This window comes from Agromyces sp. NPDC055658, assembly GCF_053618155.1.
In genome coordinates this window covers 187,255-208,714 of the sequence record NZ_JBSHHD010000002.1, presented here as the reverse complement: position 1 = coordinate 208,714, position 21,460 = coordinate 187,255, and the positions used below count along the sequence as shown (strand labels likewise).

Genomic DNA, 21,460 nt, shown 5'->3' with positions numbered 1-21,460 from the left:
GCGGACCACCACCCCCGCATGCGAGAGTGGTGGTCCGCTCATCCTGTAAGTGCGATCGGGCGTCGGAGAGGACGGGATGAGATGGGTTCAAGCGGGCAGCGTCGCCGCAATAAGCGGGCGAGAGACATCGAGGTGGATGAGTACGCTCCGGTGCGGGCTCGCCGCGCACGCCTCTTCCTCATTGTGGCCGGCGTCGTGGCGACCGTGATGTACGTGCCGATCATCGTGTGGCTCATCTCGGAAGGCATCGCGGGCACGCTCACGCTCGGGTCGTTCTGGGTGCTCACAGTTCCAGCGCCGGTCCTGCTCGGAACCATCGGCTTCATCGGCCTCGCCCAGCGCAACTCGACGCTTCGCGACAACCCCATGACGTGGACGCAGAATCTGTGATCGTGCAGTCCAGCCGCTATGTTCCACCGAAACCCGGCTGGGCCGCTGAGCTGCTTCTGCTCGGTGCTGTAGGCGGGCTTCTGCTCGGCGCTGTGTTCGGTCTGCTCCATGCGCTCGTTCTCACCGATGCGGCTCTGCGACAAGGCGCGGGCATCGCGGCCTTCTTCGCTGTCGGCGGAGCCTGCGCCGGAGTCTTCATCGGCGCCGCTGTGGCGGGCTTGGGCGCGCTGGTTCGCCTTGTTGTTGGGCTGTTCGTGCGAGCAGAGTGGATCGAGGCAGCCAGTGTCGGCCTTGGAACTGCGATGGGTGCGCTTTCCGTCTACTACCTGATCCCATGGGGGTATCCGATGAGCTTGGGTCTTTACGTACCGCTCTTCGTCATTGCTCCAGCCGCCCTCTGCAGCATGAACACACTCTGGGCGCGGCGCATACCCGCGCTCCGGGGCTGAGACGAGCTACGAGTCGCACGCTGCGCCAAGCGCGCTTCCGATGAGCGGGGCGCGTTCAGCGGGTTGCCGATGGACTTCGGGCGTGCAACCAGAACACGTGACATGTCGGCCCGGCCGGCCGTAGGGTGACCGCAGGAACCGTCGCCGACGAGGGAGCACACGATGGACACGACCGGCCGCCGAGTCCCGTTCGACGCGCAGCAGGTCGACGCGCCGCTGTCGCGTTCGGCCGTCTTCCTCACCGTGACGATCGGCCCGGCACCGGAGCAGCTGAAGACCGCACTCGAGGTCGTGGCCGGCATCGACGACCTCGTCAAGTCGGTCGGCTTCCGCGACCTCGGGGCGAACCTCTCGTGCATCGTCGGCATCGGATCCGGCGCCTGGGATCGGCTCGGCCGCAGTGACCGACCCGCGGAGCTGCATCCCTTCGCCGCGATCGCAGGCCCGAAGCACACGGCGCCGTCGACGCCGGGCGATCTGCTGTTCCACATCCGCGCCGAACGCCCCGACTTCTGCTTCGAGTTCGAGCGGCTGCTGTTCGAGCAGCTCGGCGACTCGGTCGAGGTCGTCGACGAGGTCAACGGATTCCGCTACTTCGACGCCCGCGACCTGCTCGGCTTCGTCGACGGCACCGCGAACCCGACGGGGCGCGGCATGGCCGACGCGACCCTCATCGGCGACGAGGACGAGGCGTTCGCCGGCGGCAGCTACGTCGTCGTGCAGAAGTACCTGCACGACCTCGGCGCCTGGAACGCGCTCACCACCGAACAGCAGGAGGCCGTGATCGGCCGCCGCAAGGCCGACGACCTCGAACTCGACGACACCGAGCCGCAGCGCGCGCACAAGACGCTCGCGACGGTCACCGACGACGACGGCAACGAGTTCGACATCCTGCGCGACAACATGCCCTTCGGGAGTCCCGCGGCCGGCGAGTACGGCACCTACTTCATCGGGTACACCCGCCGCCTGTGGGTGATCGAACGGATGCTGCAGCGCATGTTCCTCGGAGACCCGCCGGGGTTCCACGACCGGATCCTCGACGTCTCGACCGCCGTGACCGGCGCGACGTTCTTCGTGCCGTCGCTGCAGTTGCTGGAGGGGATCGCTGATGGGTTGACCACCTCGTAGAACCCGCTCCAGGGCGTTCCCCCACGCCGCCGTGTGGTCATGCGGTCATCTGGTCGCGTTCTCCGAATCGGGTCTCCGCGGGCCGGGTGGCCTCGAAACGCGTCCTCTTCCGTCGGGCGCTAGGTTTCGAGATACGGCGCTTCGCGCCTACTCAACCCACTTCTCGACCGACGGGGTCTCGGCGGATTCAAAGGATGCGGCTCTCTAGACTGGAACCCGTGCCGGCCGAGCAGATACATCTCGTGCGCCATGGCGAGGTGTTCAACCCGCAGGGCGTGCTCTACGGCCGTCTTCCCGGCTACGGGCTCAGCGATCTCGGCCGCGAGATGGCGAAGACCGCCGCCGACGACCTCGTCGCGCGTGGACGCCCCGTCACCTCGCTCATCACGTCGCCGCTGCAGCGCACCCAGCAGTCCGGCGAGCCCATCGCGGCGGCGTTCGGCCTCACCCCGACGCTCGACGACCGGGTCATCGAACCCGAGAACCGCTTCGAGGGCAAACGCATGCGCGGCCCCGGCGGCGCGCTCCGAGACATCCGCAACTGGGGGCTGCTCGTGAACCCCTGGGAGCCGAGCTGGGGCGAGCCGTTCGGCTCGATCGCGGCGCGCATGATGGCCGCCATCGAGGACGCGTGGAACGCGGCCGACGGCGGCGACGTCGTGATCGTGAGCCACCAGCTCCCGATCTGGATGGTGCACCGCCACCTCGCCGGCGTCCGACTCTCGCACGACCCGCGGCGACGACGCTGCGCGCTGTCGAGCATCACGACCCTCGAGATGCAGGGCGCCGCAGGCAGTGCCGCCGGACGCCGCTTCGTCGAGGTCGGGTACACGGATCCCGCGGCGGGACTCGCCGCGCAGGCGACGGATGTGGGTGCGGTGTGATGCGTGTTCGTGCACGTGGTCTCGATACGCGTCGCGCTGCGCGCGGCGCTACTCGACCGACGGTCGGGATCGTCGCGATCGCCGCGGCGACCGCGCTGCTGTTGACGGGCTGCACGAGCGACCCGCTCGCCGACCAGTTCCGCGAGGGCAGCGGCAAGAACTACATCGCCGGTGACGGCAGCATCTCGGAGTTCGACGAGGGCTCGCGCGGCGAGCCCGTCGCGTTCTCGGGCGAGACGGCCGACGGCGACGAGTTCGACTCGGCCGACACCGAGGGCCAGGTCACGGTCGTGAACTTCTGGTACGCGGGCTGCGCGCCGTGCCGGGTCGAGGCGCCCATCCTCGAAGAGGTCTACGATCACTACGGCTCGGGCGAAGAGGATGTCGCATTCGTCGGCGTGAACGTGCGCGACCAGGCCGGCAACGCCAACGCCTTCGAGAAGACCTACGGCGTCGAGTACCCCTCGATCCTCGACGTCGACGACGGCGACGTGCAGCTCGCGTTCGCGGGCGACGTTCCGCCCGCCGCAGTGCCGACGACGCTGGTGCTCGACAAGCAGGGCCGCGTCGCGGCCCGGGTGCTCGGCCAGCTCGAGGACGCGTCGATCCTCCGCGGGCTCGTCGACAGCCTGCTCGAGGAGAACTGACGTGTCGCCCGGCGAGATCGTCTTCAGCGGCCAACTCCTCATCGCGGTGCCGATCGCCCTCGCGGCCGGCGTCATCTCGTTCCTCTCGCCGTGCGTGCTCCCGCTGGTTCCGGGCTACCTCGGCTACATCGGCGGGTTCACGGATGCCTCGGCCGATGCCGCGATCGAACGACGCAACCGCCGTCGCCTGTTGCTCGGCGTGCTGCTCTTCATCGCCGGATTCACGGCGATCTTCCTCATCTACTCCGCGCTCGCGGGCGCGGCGGGCGCGTGGCTGCGCGCCTGGCAGGACCCGATCACGCGCGTGCTCGGCGTCGTGCTCATCGGCATGGGCCTCGTGTTCATCGGCCAGTTCACCTTCATGCAGCGCCAGTTCAAGCCGAGCTGGCGCCCCGCGACGGGGCTCGCGGGGGCACCGCTGCTCGGCGTCGTGTTCGGCCTCGGCTGGACCCCGTGCATGGGCCCGGCCCTCGTCGCCGTGTCCGCGCTGAGCCTCAACAGCGAGTCGGTCTGGCGCGGCGTGCTGCTCGGCCTCGCGTACTGCATCGGCCTCGGCATCCCCTTCCTCCTCGTCGCCCTCGGGTTCGGCTGGGTGACGGGGTCGATGGCGTTCCTGCGCCGACATGTCCGCACCATCAACCTCATCGGCGGCGGCCTGCTCATCGTGATCGGACTGATCATGGTGTCGGGCCTCTGGACCGCGTGGATGAGCGACCTGCAGGGAGTGATGAGTGGCATCGACCTCGTCCTCTGATCGGAAGGGCCCTCGACCGGCTCACGACACGCACGGCGTCGATCCGCTGCGCCCCGCCGATCACTTCGACTCGCCCGAGCCCAAGGCGCCCGCCCCGGGCGACGGCGGCGACGGCATCGCCCAGCCGAAGCTGGGCTTCGTCGGCTGGCTGCGGTTCGGCTGGCGACAGCTCACGAGCATGCGCACGGCGATCCTGCTGCTGCTGCTCCTCGCGATCGCCGCGGTGCCGGGCTCGCTCGTGCCGCAGCGATCGAGCGACCCGAACGGCGTCACCCAGTACTTCACCGACAACCCCGACCTCGCGCCGGTGCTCGACCGCTTCCAGATGTTCGACGTCTACACGTCGGCCTGGTTCTCGGCCGTGTACCTGCTGCTGTTCGTGTCGCTCATCGGCTGCATCATCCCGCGCACGAAGCACCACTTCGAGGCGCTGCGCGCCCGGCCGCCGCGCACGCCGGCCCGGCTGAACCGCCTTGCGGGCTACACCGAGCGCGCCCTGCCCGACGGCGTCGACGCCGAGACGGCGGTGGCCGAGGCATCCAAGCTGCTGAAGCAGCAGGGGTACCGCGTCGAACCGTACGAACTGCGGGGCGACCCGAGCGTGTCGGCCGAACGCGGGTACCTGCGCGAGACCGGCAACCTCGTGTTCCACACGGCGATGCTCGGCGTGCTCGTCGCCGTCGGCGTCGGCGGCGGGTTCGGCTTCGCCGGCCAGCGCGTCGTCGTCGAGGGGCAGTCGTTCGTCAATACGCTCGCCGCGTTCGACTCGTTCAACCCCGGCCGGTTCTTCAGCGACGCCGAGCTCGACCCGTACAAGCTCTCGCTGGGCGAGCTCGACGCGGTGTACGAGACCGAGAACCAGGACGCGCTCGGCCAGCCCGTCGACTTCACCGCGCACGTCACCGTGACCGACCGCGACGGCACCCTCGAAGAGGGCGCGGTCAAGGTCAACGACCCGCTGCGAACCCACGGCACCGACGTCTACCTGCTCGGCAACGGGTACGCACCGCACGTCGTCGTCCGCGACCCGTCGGGCGAGGTCGTGTTCGACGACGCGGTGCCGTTCCTGCCGCAGGACGCGAACCTGTTCTCGATCGGCGTCATCAAGGTCACCGACGGGCTCGACGAACAGCTCGGCATGATCGGCCTGTTCTACCCGACGCAGGAGACGATGGACAACGGCGCGTCGGCCTCGACGTATCCCGACCTCGTCTACCCGGTGCTGTCGCTCACGGTCTACGAGGGCGACCTCGGCATCGACGCGGGCAAGCCCACGTCGGTCTACACGCTCGACCCGTCGGACATGACGCAGCTGAACGGTCGCAACACCGACGTCGCCTCGATCGAGCTCATGCCCGGGCAGGTGACCGAACTGCCCGGCGGACGCGGCACGGTCGAGTTCGTCGACGACAGCACCGATGCGGCTCCCGCGGTCGAGGTCGCGGCCGACCGGGCCGACGCGGCGCCGACCGACGACCGCTCGTTCGACCAGTCGGTCAAGCGGTTCGCGTCGTTCGACATCCACCACGACCCGACGCAGGGCTGGGTGCTGGTGTTCGCGATCCTCATCCTCGGCGGACTGCTGCTCTCGCTCTTCGTGCCGCGCCGCCGCATGTGGGTGAAGGTCGCCACGCGACGCGACGGCACCCGCGTGCTCGAGTTCGCCGGCCTCGCGCGCGGCGAGGACCCGAACCTCGAACAGGCCGTCGGCGCGTTCGCCGACCGGCTCGCCGGGCCGGTTCCCGAAGCGGCCGACGACGCCGCGCCCGTGCCGGCGGCCGCCGCCGAATCCCCAGACGACACCGCGAAACCCACGACGTAAGGTAGTCACGTGCCCTCCCTCGACGAAATCTCGGTCCTCTGCGTCTACTCGGCGATGGCCGTGTACGCGATCGCGTTCATCGCGTACGCGATCGACCTCGCGAAGCGCGGTGCTGCGGCCGCGGCGGCGGCAGACGCGGCGGTGGATGCCTCGGCAGAGAGCACGGGCGAACGTGTCGGCGTGCTGCAGGCGGCCGCCGCGGCGAAGGCGTCGACGGCCGGTGCGGCCCCGGTCGCGGCATCCGGTTCGACCGGGTCGCCCGCCGCAGGCCGTCGCTCGCGCTGGAAGAGCGCCGTCGACGACGGTGCGACCGTCGACTACGGGCGTTCGCCGGCGCTGCGCGTCGCGGTCGCGATGACGGTCGTCGCCTGGCTGCTGCACCTCACCGCCGACGTGCTGCGCGGCATCGCCGCCGAGCGCGTGCCGTGGGCCAACATGTACGAGTTCGCGCTCACCGGCACGCTCGTGATCACGACGGTCTATCTCGTCGTGCTGCTGGTCGCGAAGCACGACCTGCGGTTCCTCGGCACGTTCGTCACGGGGCTCGTGCTCATCCTGCTCGGCGTCGCGACGGTGAACTTCTACGTCTCGGTCGTGCCGCTGCCGCCGGCACTGCAGTCGGCGTGGCTCGTGATCCACGTGTTCGTGGCGACGACGTCGGTCGGCTTCTTCGCGCTGAGCTTCGCGCTCTCGGTCGTGCAGCTCATGCAGGCGCGACGCGAGTCGCTCGTGGCGAGCGCGCAGGCCGTGAAGAAGAGCTTCCTCGCGACGCTGCCCGACTCGGTCACGCTCGAGACCCTCGCCTACCGGGTCACGATCATCGGCTTCATCCTCTGGACGTTCACCCTCATGGCCGGCGCGATCTGGGCCGAGCGCGCCTGGGGCCGCTACTGGGGCTGGGACACCAAGGAGGTGTGGACCTTCATCATCTGGGTGGTCTACGCCGGCTACATCCACGCGCGCGCGACGCGCGGCTGGCGCGGTTCGCGCTCGGCCTGGCTCGCGATCATCGGCTTCTCGACGGTGCTGTTCAACTTCACCGTGGTCAACCTGTTCTTCAAGGGGCTGCACGCGTACTCGGGTCTCTGATCCCCGCCTCCCCCCTCAACGCCTCCGCCCTCCCCGCCTCTCCCTCCGCCCCTCCCCGCCTCTCCCTCCCAGCGGCGAGTTGCCGAAAAACGCTGCTCATCGCGCCACGAGCAGCGCTTTTCGGCAACTCGGCGCAGGAAGAGGGGCGACAGACGGCGGGCGACTGTGGCGCGGGCCCGCGCGAGCGGGCTCGGGCTCGAGGGGCAGGGGTGAGTCAGGGCCGCCCCTGTTGCGGAGTCGGCCGCCTGCGGGCACGATCACCCCATGGGCAGGGAGCTGCTCGAGCGGGATCGAGAACTCGACGAACTGCGCGGCGCCGCGAGCGACGCGTCGATGGGGCACGGCCGGGTGGTGCTGCTGCACGGCGAAGCCGGCATCGGCAAGTCGAGTCTCGTGAACGCGCTCCGGGCTGATCCGCCCGGAGGCGTGCGGGTGCTGCTCGGCGCGTGCGACGCGATGTCGACACCCCGGCCGCTCGGGCCGCTGCGCGACCTCGAGCGCGCGGTCGGCCCGCGACTCGGCGAGGCGCTCCGCACCGGTGAGCGCGAAGAGGTGTTCGCCGCCCTCCGCGACGAGCTCTCGGATGCCTCGGGCACGGTGCTCGTCGTCGAGGACGTGCACTGGGCCGACGAGGCGACCCTCGATGCGCTGCGCTACCTCGCGCGACGCATCGACGAGCTGCCCGCGGCGCTCGTCATCACCTATCGCGACGAGATCGAACGCGACCACCCGCTGGGCCGGTTGCTCGGCGACCTCGGCCACGGCGACCGGGTCGGGAGGCTCGCGCCCCGCCGGCTCAGCTCGGGCGCCGTGGGCGAGCTCATCGCCGGCAGCGGACTCGACGCCGACCGCGTGTTCGAGACGACGGCCGGCAACCCCTACTTCGTGCGCGAGGTGGTCGCGTCGGCCGACGAATCGGGCGTGCCGCGGACGGTCGTCGACGCCGTCACCGGTCGCCTGCGGCGGCTCGACGCGCTGACGCAGGAGCATGTCGAGCAGCTGGCCGTGGTGCCGTCCTCCGTCGATCCCGTGCTGCTCGCCCGCCTCGTGCCCGGCGCGGCAGGTGCGTTGCGCACGGCGGAGGAGGGCGGCCTGCTCGACGTCCGCCCCGACGGCGTGCGCTTCCGCCACGAACTGACCCGGCGGGCGGTCGTCGACGGACTGCCGGCGTCGCGTCGCATCGAGGTCGAGCACGCGGCGCTCGTCGCGCTGCTCGACGTGGGGATCGCCGATCCCGCGCGCCTCGTGCACCACGCGGCTGCGGCGGGCGATGTCGATGCGCTCGTCGAGTGGGCGCCGCGCGCGGCCCGCGATGCCGCGGCCTCGGGCGCGCATCGGCAGTCGGCCGCGCACTTCCGTGCGGCGCTCGCCCACTCCGATCGGTACCGCCCGGCCGACCTCGTCGAGCTCTACGAGGAGCTCGCGATCGAGTCGTACACGATCGGGGCGGCGAGTGCGGCGGTGACCGCGCAGAAGCGGGCGGTCGCGCTCCGTCGTGAGCTCGGCGATGCCCGCAGGCTCGGGGCGAGCCTGCGGTGGCTCTCCCGGTTCGACTGGTTCGACGGTCACCGATCCGACGCCGAGGCCGCCGCCCGCGAGGCCTCCGCGGTGCTTGCCGAGGCGGGCGACCCGAGCCTTCACGCGATGGCACTCAGCAACGAGGCGCAGCTCGCGCTGCTCGCCCACGACACGCACCGGGCCCTCGACCTCGCCGCGCGTGCGATCGCGATCTCGCGCGAGACGGGCGACCGGCGGGTGCTGTCGCATGCCCTCAACAACCACGGCACCGGGTTGCTCTTCATCGGCCTCGAGGAGGGCGTCGGCGAACTGCTCGAGGCCGCCGATGCGGCGCTGTCGATCGACGACATCGAAGACGCGGCGCGCGCGTTCGTGAACCTGGTCTGGGCGCTGCTCGACCAGTACCGGCTCGACGAGGCCGAGCAGCACCTCGCCCGGGCGCTCGACCTGACCGAGCGATCGGAGTTCATCGGCTTCGCGACCTACCAGCGCATGGAACAGGCGAGACTCGACCTCGCCCGGGCTCGCTGGGACGACGCCCTGGCGCTCGTCGAGCCGCCACCCGACATGCCGCACGCCCGCTGCGTCGCCCTCACGGTGGCCGGCACCGTGCGCCTCCGACGCGGTGACGACGGCGCCGGCGAGCTGCTCGACGAGGCGCACCACCTCGCCGTGGAGCTCGGCGAGCTGCAGCGGCGCGGCCCGGTGGCCGCCGCCAGGGCCGAAGCCGCGCTGCTGCGCGGCGACGCCGACGCGGCGCGCACGATCGCCCGCCCCGAGTTCGGCGAGGCCGAGCGCCGTGAGGCCCGCGCACTGCACGCCGAACTGGCGTACCTGCTGCGGCGGGCGGGCGACGAGGTCGAGGTGGGCGACGACGATCCGCATCCCTTCGCCGTGCAGGCGCGCGGCGAGTGGCGTCGCGCCGCCGAGCTGTGGCGAGCGGCGGGTGCGCCGTACCACGAGGCGGCCGCACTCGCCGAGAGCCCCGACGAGGCGGATCTCATCGAGGCGATCGCCATCCTCGATCGCATCGGCGCCGTGCCGCTCGCCCGGCGGGTCAGGGCGGAGCTCCGGGACCGGGGCGCCCGGAGCATCCCGCGAGGGCCGTCGAGCCCCACCCGCGCCAACCCGGAGGGACTCACCGAGCGGCAGCTCGGGGTGCTCCGGCTTCTCGCGGAGGGACTCACGAACGCCGAGATCGCCGACCGCCTCGTGGTGTCGGTGCGCACGGTCGACAGCCACGTCGCCGCCGTGCTCGCGAAGCTCGGCGTCGCGTCCCGGCAGGACGCCGTGCGCATCGCGGAGGAGCGGAATCTGCTGTCGGAATGATCTCGGTAGCGCCTACCGGTGATCTCGGTAGTGCTTGCCGATTCCCCGACGATCGCATCGCGGTGGGATGGTCTCACGGCCCGCGAAGGCGGGAACCGGCAACGACAGGGGATCACCATGAACACGGCACTCGCCGCATCAGCATCCACGGCACTCCGCCCCCGCCGCTCGGGCTTGTCCGGATGGATGACGCGCGCACTCGCTGCAATCCGCATCGGAGACCGGCGCCCCGCCGCGCAACCGCTCGACCGCGAGGAGCTCGCGCGCCGGCACCAGCTGCGGCAGGACGCGCGGCGGCTGCGTGAGGAGCAGTTCCGCGCGGGCGCGTACGCGCGCCTGCTCTGACGGCCTTCGCCAACGCCACCCGCCGGTCGAGCATACCGACGCGGAGCGGCCCCCGCTGACTCGAAACCGACCGATCTTGGCAGCGCTTGCACGACTGAGAGCAGCATGAATCCAACGATCGCGTCACGCTGAGGCATCCATGTTGTAAACGCTTGCATTAACGCGCGCGGCGCTGCTACCTTCGCGAGCAGTGTCGGTGGCACGGAGTCGTGCCGGGAATCGGGAGTCAAGGATGACGCAACGCGCGCTCGCTCGCAGGTGGTTCGCCTCAGCGCTGGTGGGAGGGCTCGCCGTCACGGCGCTGAGCTTCGCCCCCGGGCTCGGCCTGAGCGCGGCGGCGGCCGACGACCGCAGCTTCGCCCTCGTCGGCAGCCTGCAGTCCGAACTCGGCTGCGCCGGCGACTGGGCGCCCGACTGCGCCGAGACCGAGCTCGTGCCGACCGCGACCGCAGGCGTCTACGCCGCCGAGTTCACCGTGCCGGCAGGCGCGTGGGAGTACAAGGTCGCCGTGAACGACTCGTGGGACGAGGCGTACGGACTGAACGGCGGGGGCGACAACATCCCGCTGACGGTCGCGGGCGACACGACCGTGCGGGTCGTGTTCGACGACAACCTCAAGAAGGTCGGCCTCGAGCTGACGCAGGCGGCGATGGCCGGCGCCTACGACGAGGCATCCGATGCGGCCCTCGTCGCCGCGCCGGTGCGCCAGCCCGGCAGTGACGAGACGTTCTACTTCGTGATGACCGACCGCTTCGCGAACGGCGACCCCGCCAACGACGAGGGCGGGCTGACCGGCGACCGGCTCACGACGGGCTTCGACCCGACCGACAAGGGCTTCTACGAGGGCGGCGACCTCGCGGGCCTCCGCTCGAAGCTCGACTACATCGAGGGCCTCGGCACGACCGCGATCTGGCTGACCCCGAGCTTCAAGAACCGCCCGGTGCAGGGCGAGGGTGCGAACGCGAGCGCCGGCTACCACGGCTACTGGGTCACCGACTTCACCCAGATCGACCCGCACCTCGGCACGAACGCCGAGCTCGAGGCGCTCATCGCCGATGCGCACGAGCGCGGCATCAAGGTGTACTTCGACATCATCACGAACCACACGGCCGACGTCATCGACTACGAGGAGGGGCAGTACTCGTACATCGACCAGGCGACGAGCCCGTACCTCGACGCCGACGGCACCGCGTTCAAGCCCTCCGACTTCGCCGGCGCCGACACGGGCGCGGACTTCCCCGAGCTCGACGCGGCGACGAGCTTCCCGTACACCCCGAAGCTCTCCGAGGCCGACGCGAACCTCAAGGTGCCGGCCTGGCTCAACGACCCCACGCTGTACCACAACCGCGGCGACTCGACCTGGGAGGGCGAGTCGGTCACCTACGGCGACTTCTCGGGCCTGGACGACCTCATGACCGAGCACCCGACCGTCGTGAACGGCTTCGTCGACGTGTACGACACGTGGATCGACCTCGGCATCGACGGCTTCCGCATCGACACCGCGAAGCACGTGAACTTCGAGTTCTGGCAGCAGTGGGCGACCGAGGTGCAGGACTACGCGCACGCCGCCGGCAAGGACGACTTCTTCATGTTCGGCGAGGTCTACGACGCCGACCCGAAGAAGCTGAGCCCCTACGTGCGCAAGACCGACATGAGCTCGGTGCTCGACTTCACGTTCCAGTCGCAGGCGGTGAGCTTCGCGGCGGGCAACTCGGCGAAGAACCTGCAGTCGCTGTTCGCGGGCGACGACTACTACACGACGCCCGACTCGTCGGCGACGGCGCTGCCGACGTTCCTCGGCAACCACGACATGGGTCGTGTCGGCCACTTCCTGCAGTCGACCGACGCTCCGCTCGAGCGCGACGAGCTCGCGCACGACCTGATGTTCCTCACCCGCGGCCAGCCCGTCGTCTACTACGGCGACGAGCAGGGCTTCGCCGGCACCGGCGGCGACAAGGACGCCCGCCAGTCGCTCTTCGCGAGCCAGGTCGCCGAGTACCAGAACCAGCAGCTCGTGACGGGCGAGCAGGCCGGCAGCGTCGACCGCTACGGCACGGATGCCCCGCTCTACGAGCACATCGCCGCGCTCGCGGAGCTGCGCGAGGCGCACCCCGCCCTCTCGAGCGGTGCGCAGATCGAGCGCTACGTCGACGACGGCGCGGGCGTCTACGCCTTCAGCCGGGTCGACCGCACGGAGAAGGTCGAGTACCTCGTCGCCGCGAACAACGCGAACGAGGCCCGCACGGTGAACGTGCCGACGCTCACGAAGGGCGGCGAGTTCGCGCCCCTCTACGGCACCGACGGCCCGGCGGTCACCGCCGACGCCGACGGCGTGGCCTCGGTCGCCGTGCCCGCGCGCGGCACCGTCGTGCTCCGCGCCGACCGCGAGGTGAGCGCCCCCGACGCGGCGCCCGCGATCACCGTCGCGACGCCCGCCGCGGGCGCCGGCGTGACCGGCGTGAGCGCCGTCGCCGCCGACGTCGACGACGCGACGTGGCAGGAGACGAGCTTCGCGTGGCGCGTCGCCGGCGCGACCGGCGACGACGCATGGCATGCGCTCGGCACCGCTGAGGACACGAGCCCGCGAGTGTTCCACGACACCGCGGGGCTCGCGAAGGGCACGCTCATCGAGTACCGCGCGATCTCGACCGACGCGGCGGGAAACCGCACGGCGGCCTCGACCTACGCGTCGGTCGGCAACGCCGTGAACCTCGCCGACGGCGGCGAGGAGCCCGAGCAGCCGATCGACCTCGTCACGGTGCCCGGTTCGCACAACAGCGAGATGGGCTGCGCGGGCGACTGGGCGCCGGGCTGCGAGGCGGCGAAGCTGACGCTGCGCGCCGACGGCATCTACGCCGGCACCTTCGACGTGCCGGCCGGCGACTACGAGTACAAGGTCGCCCTCAACGGCAACTGGGACGTCAACTACGGCGCCGACGGCGAGCAGAACGGCGGCAACATCGCCTACTCGACCGACGGATCGAAGCCCGTCACCTTCTATTGGAACCCCGCCACGAAGGTCGTCTCCTCGACGGCCGAGGGCCCGGTCGTGACGCTGCCCGGCAGCTTCCAGCAGGAGATCGGCTGCGCGGGCGACTGGGCGCCCGACTGCCTCGCCTCGCTCATGCAGGACGGCGACAAGGACGGCGTCTACACGTTCGCGACCACCGCGATCCCCGACGGCTCGTACGAGGTGAAGGTCGCGCACGGCCTCAGCTGGGACGAGAACTACGGTGCCGGCGGAGCCCCGGGCGGCGCGAACTACACGTTCACCGCGACGGGCGGCAAGCTCGTCGAGTTCCGCTACACGCTCGCCACGCACGCGCTCGAGATCGTCGTGACCGACCCGCCGCTCGCCGGCACCGGCCAGTCGCGTGCGCACTGGGTCGACGAGGACACGCTCGCCTGGCCGGCCGACCTGCTCGGCGGCGCGGCGGCCGGGGATGCCTCGTGGTCGATCGAGCACGCGGCCGACACCGGCCTCGCGGTCGACGACGGCGCGGTGACGGGCGGCGGCGACGCCGTCGAGCTCGAGCTCGACCCCGCCGGGCTCAGCGACGGCCAGCTCGAGCGCTTCCCGGCGCTCGAGGGCTACCTCGCACTTCACCCGGTCGGGCTCGACCGCGCCGAGGTCGCCGGGCTGCTCACCGAGCAGCTCGCGGTCGCGCAGCGGGTCGGCGACGAGCTCACCGCCTTCACGGGCGTGCAGGTGCCGGGCGTGCTCGACGACCTCTACGCCGACGCGCTCGCGTCGACACCGCTCGGCACGAGCTGGTCGGGCAGCGGCGACGCCGCCACGGCGACGGCGGCCGTCTGGGCGCCGACGGCGCAGTCGGTGAAGCTCGAGCGGTGGGCCGCCGGCGCGGCCGGTGACCCCGAGCTCGTCGATGCGGCCTTCGACGCCGAGACCGGAACGTGGGCGGTGCCCGAGGCATCCCTCTCGAAGGACGACGAGTACCGCTGGCGCGTCGAGGTGTACGCGCCGACGACCGGGAAGATCGAGACCAACTCGGTGACCGACCCGTACTCCGTGGCCCTCACGACGAATTCGGCGCGCTCGGTCGTCGTCGACCTCGACGACCCGGCCCTCGCCCCCGAGCAGTGGGCCGAGACGCCGGCGCCGGTGGTCGAGCGCCCGGTCGACCGTGCGATCTACGAGCTGCACGTGCGCGACTTCTCGATCACCGACGAGACCGTGCCCGAGGCCGAGCGCGGCACCTACCGCGCGTTCACGCGCGACTCCGCCGGCACGAAGCAGCTGCGCGAGCTCGCCGACGCGGGCATCAACACCGTGCACCTGCTGCCGACGTTCGACATCGCCACGATCGACGAGCGACGCGACGCGCAGGCCGTGCCCGACTGCGACCTCGCGTCGTACGGGCCCGCGTCGGCCGAGCAGCAGGCATGTATCGAGCAGGTGCGTGCCGCCGACGGCTTCAACTGGGGCTACGACCCGTACCACTACCAGGCGCCCGAGGGCTCGTACGCCGTCGACGCCGAGGGCGGCGCGCGCGTCGAGGAGTTCCGCGAGATGGTCGGCGCGCTGCACGCCGACGGCCTGCAGGTCGTGCTCGACGAGGTCTACAACCACACGGCCGAGGCGGGACAGGGCGGCAAGAGCGTGCTCGACCGCATCGTGCCCGGCTACTACCAGCGGCTCAACGCGTTCGGCGCCGTCGAGACCTCGACGTGCTGCCAGAACGTCGCGACCGAGCACGAGGCGGCGCAGAAGCTCATGGTCGACTCCGTCGTGCTGTGGGCGAAGCAGTACAAGGTCGACGGGTTCCGGTTCGACCTCATGGGGCACCACTCGAAGGAGAACATGCTCGCGATCCGCGCCGCGCTCGACGAGCTGACGCTCGAGGCCGACGGGGTCGACGGTGCGGCCATCTACCTCTACGGCGAGGGCTGGAACTTCGGCGAGGTCGCGAACAACGCGCTGTTCGAGCAGGCGACGCAGGGCCAGCTCGGCGGCACCGGCATCGGCACCTTCAACGACCGGCTGCGCGACGCCGTGCACGGCGGCAGCCCGGTCGACGGCACGTCGACCTTCCAGCAGGGCTTCGGCACCGGCCTCGGCACCGACCCGAACGGACGACCCGGCACGCCGTCGCAGGCCGACCAGCTCGCCGACCTCGGCCACCAGACCGACCTCGTGAAGCTCGGCCTCGCGGGCAACCTGCGCGACTACGAGCTCGAGGATGCCTCGGGCGAGACCGTGCGCGGCGACCAGCTCGACTACCGCGGTGCGCCCGCCGGCTACGCCGACGAGCCCGACGAGGTGATCAACTACGTCGACGCCCACGACAACGAGACGCTCTTCGACCTCTCGGTGTTCAAGCTGCCGCAGTCGACGTCGATGGCCGACCGCGTGCGCATGAACACGCTGTCGCTCGCGACCGTGACGCTCTCGCAGTCGCCCTCGTTCTGGCACGCGGGCACTGAACTGCTGCGATCGAAGTCGCTCGACCGCAACAGCTACGACTCGGGCGACTGGTTCAACCGTGTCGACTGGACCGGGCAGGAGTCGACCTTCGGCTCGGGCCTGCCGGGCGAGGCCGACAACGGCGACAAGTGGCCGATCATGCAGCCGCTCCTCGCCGACCCCGCGCTGAAGCCGACCGCGGCCGACATGGCGGCGGCCGAGGCATCCGCCCTCGACCTGCTGCGCGTGCGCTCGTCGGTCGACCTGCTGCAGCTGGGCTCCGCCGAGCTGATCGACCAGAAGGTGTCGTTCCCGAACTCGGGGCCCGACGCGACGCCCGGCGTGATCGTGATGCAGGTCGACGACCTCGTCGGCGACGACGTCGACCCCGAGCTCGAGGGCGCGCTCGTCGTCTTCAACGCCTCGCCGACGGCTATCGCGCAGACGGTCGGCGGGCTCGCCGGGCGCGACTTCGCGCTCGCCGAGGCGCAGGCGTCGGGTTCCGACCAGGTCGTCAAGCAGACGACGTGGGATGCCTCGACCGGCACGGTCACGGTGCCCGCTCGCAGCGTCGCCGTGCTCGTCGACGAGCAGCCGCCGCCGGCGGTCGCGACGATCGCCGTCGGCGCTCCGAGCAAGGCGCTCGCGAAGGCCGGTTCGACCGTGAAGTACCTCGGCAAGGTCGTCGCGCTCGACGGCTCGGCGCCGGTCGGCAGCTTCGCGATCTACGAGGGCGACACGAAGCTCGCCGAGGTCGAGCTCGCGGCGGGCGACGACGGACGCGTGAACGTCAAGCTTCCGAAGCTGCCCGCCGGCCTGCACCTCGTGCGCGGCGTGTTCACCGGCGGAGACGGTTACGCCGACGCGCAGACCATGCCGGTGCCGCTCGTGCTCTGGTGATCGCTCCGCCGGAGCATAGCTCGAACGGCTACGCCTCCGGTGCGCCACACGCACCGGAGGCGTAGCCGCCTGGATGAGGCACGCGCGTCAGAACGGCATCGGGACGCCGCACTTCTCGAAGCTGCCGACGATGTCGGCGCCGTGCGCGGCGAAGATCTCGTCGATGCCCGACCCGTCGCCCGCCTTCTCGGGGTGCGGGTTGTTCGAGGCGATCGTGCCGTCCTGGCCGACCGCGCCCTTCACCATGATCGTGAACGACGTCGGCGCGCCGGTGGCGGCGTACGCGTCGAGCACGCACTCGGCATCGGCCTCGGGCAGTCCGGCGGTGAGTTCGTCGATGTGCACGGTCAGCCAGGCCTGCGAGTGCGAGGCGCCCGCGTTGCCCTGCTCCGAGCGGTTCGGGTTGAAGCACTCGTGCGCGAAGGCGGCGGTGCCGCTCGCGAGCACGCCCGCCGCGGCGAGCGCGACGCCCGCCCCGATCGTGGTCATGGTCTTCTTGAACATCTGGTCTCCTTCGGGTGGAAATCGGGTCGTGCGACGCGCAGTGCGCACGCACGGTCTCCACCGTCGCCGGTGGGGCCGTCGGTGGCATCGGTGCCCGCACTGAGACGAAGCGTTCTCGGCCCGGAGGCTGCACCCCAATCCGGGGGGAATCGACCGGTGCCGATGATGACTCGAGCGCGCGCCGAGCCCGTCGGTCGAGGAGGCGCGAAGCAACGTGTCGAGGCCGATCCTGTTGCGTTCGCGCTCCTCCGACACTGAGTCGCAGCGCGACTCAGTGTCGGAGCGGGGCGAAGGCGGCACGCGAGGTCGACGCGATGAGCGCCGCGACGGCGACGAGCACGAGGGCGACCCAGGGCAGGGCGGCGACCCCGGCGGCCTCGAGCACGATCCCGCCGATGAAGGCGCCGGCGGCGATCGAGCCGTTCCAGGTCGCGACGACCATCGACTGGGCGACGTCGGCGGCGCTGCCGGCGATGCGCGCGGGCGCGGACTGCAGCAGGGTCGGTGCTCCGCCGTAGGCGATGCCCCAGAGCGCGACCGCGGCGTACACGGCGATCGGCTGCGCCGCGAGGCATCCGATCGCGATCATCGCCGCGCCGAGTGCGACCGCGGCGATCAGCACCATCGCGCGCAGGTGCCGGTCGACGAGCGCGCCCGAGACGAGGACGCCCGCGACGGCGAAGACACCGAACACGAGCAGCACGATGTCGAGGTGTCCGTCGAGGCCCGACGGCACCGTGAGCGGCGCGATGTAGGTGTACGCGACGTTGTGCGCGAGCACGAATGCGGCGGTCGTCGCCAGCACGGCGACAAGGCCCGGCAGACGCAGCACGGTGCCGAGCCGCGGACGCGAGCCCGCCTTCTCGCCGGGGAACCCGGGTAGCGCGAGCGCGGCCCACGCGGCGAGCACGAGCGCGAGGCCCGCGAGCACGGCGAACGCCGAGCGCCAGCCGAGCGCCGCGCCGAGGGTCGTGGCGATCGGGAGGCCGAAGGCGAAGGCGAGCGGCGTGCCGACCATGGCGATCGAGAGTGCTCGGCCCGAGTGCTCGGGCTCGACCATGCGCATCGCGTAGCCGGCCGCGATCGCCCAGAGGAGTCCGGCGAGCATTCCGCCGATCGTGCGCGCCACGAGGATGGTCGTGTAGTCGCCGGCGATCGCGGTCACGCCGCTAACGAGCGCGAAGCCGACCACCAGGGCGAGCAGCAGTCGCTTTCGCGGCACGGCTCGGGTCAGCGCGGTGAGCGGGATGGCCGTCACGGCCGTCGTCACGGCGTACGCGGCGACGAGCCATCCGATCTGCGCCTCGGTGACGCCGAGGTCGGCGCTCATCTGCGGCAGGAGGCCGGCCGGCATGATCTCGGTGACGACGCCGACGAACACGATCGCGGCCAGGGCGAGCAGGCCGTTGTAGGGGAGTCGCGTGCGCGACGGCGCGTCGACGACGGGTGCGGGAGCGGTGATCGGAGAAGCCATGCCGCAAGTGTCGAACCTTGACACTAGTGTTAAGGTCAAATCGATTTCTTGGAGGCGTCATGCGCATCGGTGAACTCGCCTCGCAGACCGGGGTGTCGACCCGGCTGCTGCGCTACTACGAGGCCCAGGGACTCATCTCGTCGACGCGTGAGAGCAACGGGTACCGCGACTACCCCGACGGCGCCGTCGAGCGGGTCGGGCAGGTGCGCGACCTCATCGACGCCGGCATCCCGACCGCGGTGATCCTCGACATGATCCCGTGCCTCGCGAGCGTGGCCGATCCCGAGACGCCGGTCATCCAGCGCGCGCTCGCCGAGTCGCTCGCCGAACGCCGTGCACAGCTCGAACAGCGCATCGGCTGCCTCACGAAGAACCGCGACGCGATCACCGCGTACCTCGACCGCGCGACGATCACGAGCTGATCGCGCGCCCCGGCCTCACGCTCCGGCGGCGTGGGCGCGCGAGAGCACCTCGTGGCATCGGCCGACGCGCTCCATCCACCAGTCGGCCCGTTCTTCGGAGGCCGCGTAGCGGTCGAGCAACCCGGGGTCGGGCACGACCCGCCGGACCGCGATCGACCCGCCCTCGGCGAGGAGCGGCGACGCCGAGACATCCGCCGCCAGCAACGACGCCGTGCCGAGCCCGCAGTCGAACTCGAGCGACGGCACCGACGCGGCCAGCTGCGCGCCCATCGCGAGGCCGACGCTCGTGTCGAGCGCGCTCGACACGACGACCGGCAGGCCGGCCTCGGCCACGATGGCGAGCGCGCGGCGGATGCCGCCGAGCGGCTGCGCCTTGATCACGAGCAGGTCGGCGGCGCCCGCCTGGGCGACCGCGAGCGGGTCGTCGGCGCGCCGCACGCTCTCATCGGCCGCGATCGGAATGCCCATGTACTTCGTGCGCCGACGGATCTCGGCGAGCTCCTCGACCGTCGCGCACGGCTGCTCGACGTACTCGAGGTCGAACGGCGCGAGCGCATGGATGGCGTGCTCGGCCTCGTCGACGTTCCAGCCGCCGTTCGCGTCGACGCGCACCCGGCCCTCGGGGCCGAGCGCCTCGCGCACGGCGCGCACACGCGCCACGTCCTGCGCGAGCGTCTGGTCGGAGCCCGCGACCTTCACCTTCGCGGTGCGGCACCCGGCGAAGCGGGCGAGCACGGCGGGCACGCTGTCGGGATCGACGGCGGGCACCGTCGCGTTCACGGGGATGCGGTCGCGCAGGGCGGGCGGCGGAGCGTTCCAGCCGTAGTCGATCGCGGCGGCCAGCCAGGCGGATGCCTCGTCGTCGTCGTACTCGGCGAACGGGCTGAACTCGGTCCAGCCCTCGGGCCCCTCGACGAGCATCGCCTCGCGCACGTCGATGCCGCGGAAGCGCGTCACGAGCGGCAGTGCGACGACGCGCGCGGTGGCGAGCAGCTCGTCGAGCGAGGGGAGCGCCGGGAGCGCCGGGAGTGCTGCGGGGGCGGCGGGACGTTCGGCGGACGGCATGAGCCAAGTCTCGCATCCGGTGGACTGACGCGAACAGGGGAATAGGGTGGGACGCATGGGCGCTGACGGAATCGACGAGTTCGGACTCGAGGCGACCGAGGTGCGCGCCGAGTCGACCGGGCGCGACATCGCGATCGGCGTCGGCGGCATCCTCGTCGTCATCGCGGCGGCGATCCCGCTGACGTGGGGTGTCCTCACCGTGGGCACGGCGGCGTATGCGCTCGTGAGCGGCATGCTCGCCGGGGCGACGGGCACCGGCGTCTGAGACCGCGCGACTGCGGCGGCCCGCTGCGGCGGGCAGCCCTCGCGCGGCAGCGCCTCGCGGGCCGGCCCGCCCGCCGGCGGGCGCCGCAATAGGCTTGGGTGCATGAGCGCCGAGGTCTCCGAACTGTTCGATCCGGGCGAGTGGGCCGAGGCTCCGGTCGGGGCGTCGTTCACCGACATCACCTACCACCACTCGCTCGACGGCCGCATCGCGCGCATCGCGTTCGACCGGCCCGAGGTGCGCAACGCGTTCCGCCCGCACACGGTCGACGAGCTGTACCGGGCCCTCGAGGACGCCCGCACGAACCCGCGCATCGGCGTCGTGCTGCTCACGGGCAACGGCCCGAGCCCGAAGGACGGCGGCTGGGCGTTCTGCTCGGGCGGCGACCAGCGCATCCGCGGACGCGACGGCTACAAGTACTCCGACGCCGAGACCGCGATCGTCGACGGGTCGGGCGGCACTGCCGACCCGCACGGGCACGCGGCGGTCGGCCGCCTGCACATCCTCGAGGTGCAGCGGCTCATCCGCTTCATGCCGAAGGTCGTCGTCGCGGTCGTGCCCGGCTGGGCGGCCGGTGGCGGGCACTCGCTCCACGTGGTCTGCGACCTCACGATCGCGTCGCGCGAGCACGGGCGCTTCAAGCAGACCGATGCCGACGTGGGTTCCTTCGATGCCGGTTACGGCTCGGCGTACTTCGCCCGCCAGATCGGTCAGAAGTTCGCGCGCGAGGTCTTCTTCCTCGCCGAGGAGTACTCGGCCGACCGCGCCTACGAGATGGGCGCCGTGAACCGGGTCGTGCCGCACGCCGAGCTCGAGCGCGAGGCGATCGCGATGGCGCGCACGATCCTCACGAAGTCGCCGACGGCGATCCGCATGCTGAAGTTCGCGTTCAACGCGGTCGACGACGGCATGGTCGGCCAGCAGGTCTTCGCCGGTGAGGCGACCCGGCTCGCCTACGGAACGGATGAAGCGGTCGAGGGCCGCGACGCGTTCCTCGAGAAGCGCGACCCCGACTGGGGGCCGTACCCGTGGCACTTCTAGCTCGGGCGG

Annotated in this window: 17 protein-coding genes; 14 read left to right on the top strand and 3 right to left on the bottom strand. The window is 71.4% G+C overall.

Annotated elements, in window-relative coordinates:
- Positions 1–132 precede the first annotated feature (132 nt).
- From ACWGPE_RS02195 to pulA, 11 genes are all read left to right on the top strand, one after another.
- Positions 133–390, top strand: coding sequence for a hypothetical protein (locus ACWGPE_RS02195; RefSeq protein ID WP_231428840.1), 258 nt, complete (start codon positions 133–135; stop codon positions 388–390).
- Positions 387–839, top strand: coding sequence for a hypothetical protein (locus tag ACWGPE_RS02190; RefSeq protein WP_231428839.1), 453 nt, complete (start codon positions 387–389; stop codon positions 837–839). The genes ACWGPE_RS02195 and ACWGPE_RS02190 overlap by 4 nt, the downstream gene beginning before the upstream one ends.
- A gap of 162 nt (positions 840–1,001) precedes the next feature.
- Positions 1,002–1,967, top strand: a complete 966-nt coding sequence (locus tag ACWGPE_RS02185; protein WP_452048012.1) for a Dyp-type peroxidase — start codon at positions 1,002–1,004, stop codon at positions 1,965–1,967.
- 218 nt (positions 1,968–2,185) lie between these two features.
- Complete coding sequence (locus tag ACWGPE_RS02180) at positions 2,186–2,851, top strand: histidine phosphatase family protein (RefSeq protein WP_452048011.1); 666 nt, start codon at positions 2,186–2,188, stop codon at positions 2,849–2,851.
- The gene (locus ACWGPE_RS02175; RefSeq protein WP_231428836.1) at positions 2,851–3,498 is read left to right on the top strand and encodes a TlpA family protein disulfide reductase; all 648 of its coding nucleotides are present in this window, start codon (positions 2,851–2,853) and stop codon (positions 3,496–3,498) included. The genes ACWGPE_RS02180 and ACWGPE_RS02175 overlap by 1 nt, the downstream gene beginning before the upstream one ends.
- 1 nt (position 3,499) lies before the next feature.
- A complete protein-coding gene (locus ACWGPE_RS02170) occupies positions 3,500–4,252 on the top strand; it encodes a cytochrome c biogenesis CcdA family protein (RefSeq protein WP_231428835.1) in 753 nt (250 codons plus the stop codon).
- Positions 4,253–4,298: 46 nt separating this feature from the next.
- Positions 4,299–6,074, top strand: a complete 1,776-nt coding sequence (gene resB, locus ACWGPE_RS02165; RefSeq protein ID WP_452048017.1) for a cytochrome c biogenesis protein ResB — start codon at positions 4,299–4,301, stop codon at positions 6,072–6,074.
- A 54-nt stretch (positions 6,075–6,128) separates the two neighbouring features.
- Complete coding sequence (ccsB, locus tag ACWGPE_RS02160) at positions 6,129–7,163, top strand: c-type cytochrome biogenesis protein CcsB (protein ID WP_231432188.1); 1,035 nt, start codon at positions 6,129–6,131, stop codon at positions 7,161–7,163.
- A 264-nt stretch (positions 7,164–7,427) separates the two neighbouring features.
- Positions 7,428–10,010 (top strand): ATP-binding protein, encoded by a 2,583-nt coding sequence (locus tag ACWGPE_RS02155; protein WP_452048010.1) that lies wholly within the window; start codon positions 7,428–7,430, stop codon positions 10,008–10,010.
- 117 nt (positions 10,011–10,127) lie between these two features.
- Complete coding sequence (locus ACWGPE_RS02150; protein WP_275506130.1) at positions 10,128–10,355, top strand: hypothetical protein; 228 nt, start codon at positions 10,128–10,130, stop codon at positions 10,353–10,355.
- A gap of 232 nt (positions 10,356–10,587) precedes the next feature.
- Positions 10,588–16,680, top strand: coding sequence for a pullulanase-type alpha-1,6-glucosidase (gene pulA, locus ACWGPE_RS02145; protein WP_452048009.1), 6,093 nt, complete (start codon positions 10,588–10,590; stop codon positions 16,678–16,680).
- An 87-nt stretch (positions 16,681–16,767) separates the two neighbouring features.
- On the opposite strand, the gene ACWGPE_RS02140 is transcribed toward pulA, so the two are convergent.
- Together ACWGPE_RS02140 and ACWGPE_RS02135 are read right to left on the bottom strand one after the other, a co-directional pair.
- Positions 16,768–17,184, bottom strand: coding sequence for a hypothetical protein (locus ACWGPE_RS02140; RefSeq protein WP_452048008.1), 417 nt, complete (start codon positions 17,182–17,184; stop codon positions 16,768–16,770).
- A 271-nt stretch (positions 17,185–17,455) separates the two neighbouring features.
- Positions 17,456–18,658 (bottom strand): MFS transporter, encoded by a 1,203-nt coding sequence (locus tag ACWGPE_RS02135; protein ID WP_231428830.1) that lies wholly within the window; start codon positions 18,656–18,658, stop codon positions 17,456–17,458.
- Between the two features lie 59 nt (positions 18,659–18,717).
- Here ACWGPE_RS02135 and ACWGPE_RS02130 point away from each other — a divergent pair, with 59 nt between their 5' ends.
- The gene (locus ACWGPE_RS02130) at positions 18,718–19,080 is read left to right on the top strand and encodes a MerR family transcriptional regulator (protein WP_452048007.1); all 363 of its coding nucleotides are present in this window, start codon (positions 18,718–18,720) and stop codon (positions 19,078–19,080) included.
- Between the two features lie 15 nt (positions 19,081–19,095).
- Here ACWGPE_RS02130 and ACWGPE_RS02125 read toward each other — a convergent pair whose 3' ends face one another.
- The gene (locus ACWGPE_RS02125) at positions 19,096–20,145 is read right to left on the bottom strand and encodes an o-succinylbenzoate synthase (RefSeq protein ID WP_275506134.1); all 1,050 of its coding nucleotides are present in this window, start codon (positions 20,143–20,145) and stop codon (positions 19,096–19,098) included.
- Positions 20,146–20,200: 55 nt separating this feature from the next.
- Here ACWGPE_RS02125 and ACWGPE_RS02120 point away from each other — a divergent pair, with 55 nt between their 5' ends.
- Positions 20,201–20,410 carry a hypothetical protein gene (locus tag ACWGPE_RS02120; RefSeq protein WP_231428827.1) on the top strand — a complete coding sequence of 70 codons (210 nt, stop codon included), beginning with the start codon at positions 20,201–20,203 and terminating at the stop codon, positions 20,408–20,410.
- Between the two features lie 102 nt (positions 20,411–20,512).
- Positions 20,513–21,451, top strand: coding sequence for a 1,4-dihydroxy-2-naphthoyl-CoA synthase (locus ACWGPE_RS02115; protein WP_275506135.1), 939 nt, complete (start codon positions 20,513–20,515; stop codon positions 21,449–21,451).
- The last annotated feature ends 9 nt before the right edge of the window (positions 21,452–21,460 follow it).

What these genes read in the sequence shown, in the direction of transcription:
- ACWGPE_RS02155 (WP_452048010.1), top strand. Translation starts at nt 7,428, where the DNA reads ATGGGCAGGGAGCTGCTCGAGCGGGATCGAGAACTCGACGAACTGCGC.
- ACWGPE_RS02175 (WP_231428836.1), top strand. Translation starts at nt 2,851, where the DNA reads ATGCGTGTTCGTGCACGTGGTCTCGATACGCGTCGCGCTGCGCGCGGC.
- ACWGPE_RS02150 (WP_275506130.1), top strand. Translation starts at nt 10,128, where the DNA reads ATGAACACGGCACTCGCCGCATCAGCATCCACGGCACTCCGCCCCCGC.
- pulA (WP_452048009.1), top strand. Translation starts at nt 10,588, where the DNA reads ATGACGCAACGCGCGCTCGCTCGCAGGTGGTTCGCCTCAGCGCTGGTG.
- ACWGPE_RS02140 (WP_452048008.1), bottom strand. Translation starts at nt 17,184, where the DNA reads ATGTTCAAGAAGACCATGACCACGATCGGGGCGGGCGTCGCGCTCGCC.
- ccsB (WP_231432188.1), top strand. Translation starts at nt 6,129, where the DNA reads ATGGCCGTGTACGCGATCGCGTTCATCGCGTACGCGATCGACCTCGCG.
- ACWGPE_RS02115 (WP_275506135.1), top strand. Translation starts at nt 20,513, where the DNA reads ATGAGCGCCGAGGTCTCCGAACTGTTCGATCCGGGCGAGTGGGCCGAG.
- ACWGPE_RS02125 (WP_275506134.1), bottom strand. Translation starts at nt 20,145, where the DNA reads ATGCCGTCCGCCGAACGTCCCGCCGCCCCCGCAGCACTCCCGGCGCTC.
- ACWGPE_RS02120 (WP_231428827.1), top strand. Translation starts at nt 20,201, where the DNA reads ATGGGCGCTGACGGAATCGACGAGTTCGGACTCGAGGCGACCGAGGTG.
- ACWGPE_RS02130 (WP_452048007.1), top strand. Translation starts at nt 18,718, where the DNA reads ATGCGCATCGGTGAACTCGCCTCGCAGACCGGGGTGTCGACCCGGCTG.
- ACWGPE_RS02135 (WP_231428830.1), bottom strand. Translation starts at nt 18,658, where the DNA reads ATGGCTTCTCCGATCACCGCTCCCGCACCCGTCGTCGACGCGCCGTCG.
- ACWGPE_RS02185 (WP_452048012.1), top strand. Translation starts at nt 1,002, where the DNA reads ATGGACACGACCGGCCGCCGAGTCCCGTTCGACGCGCAGCAGGTCGAC.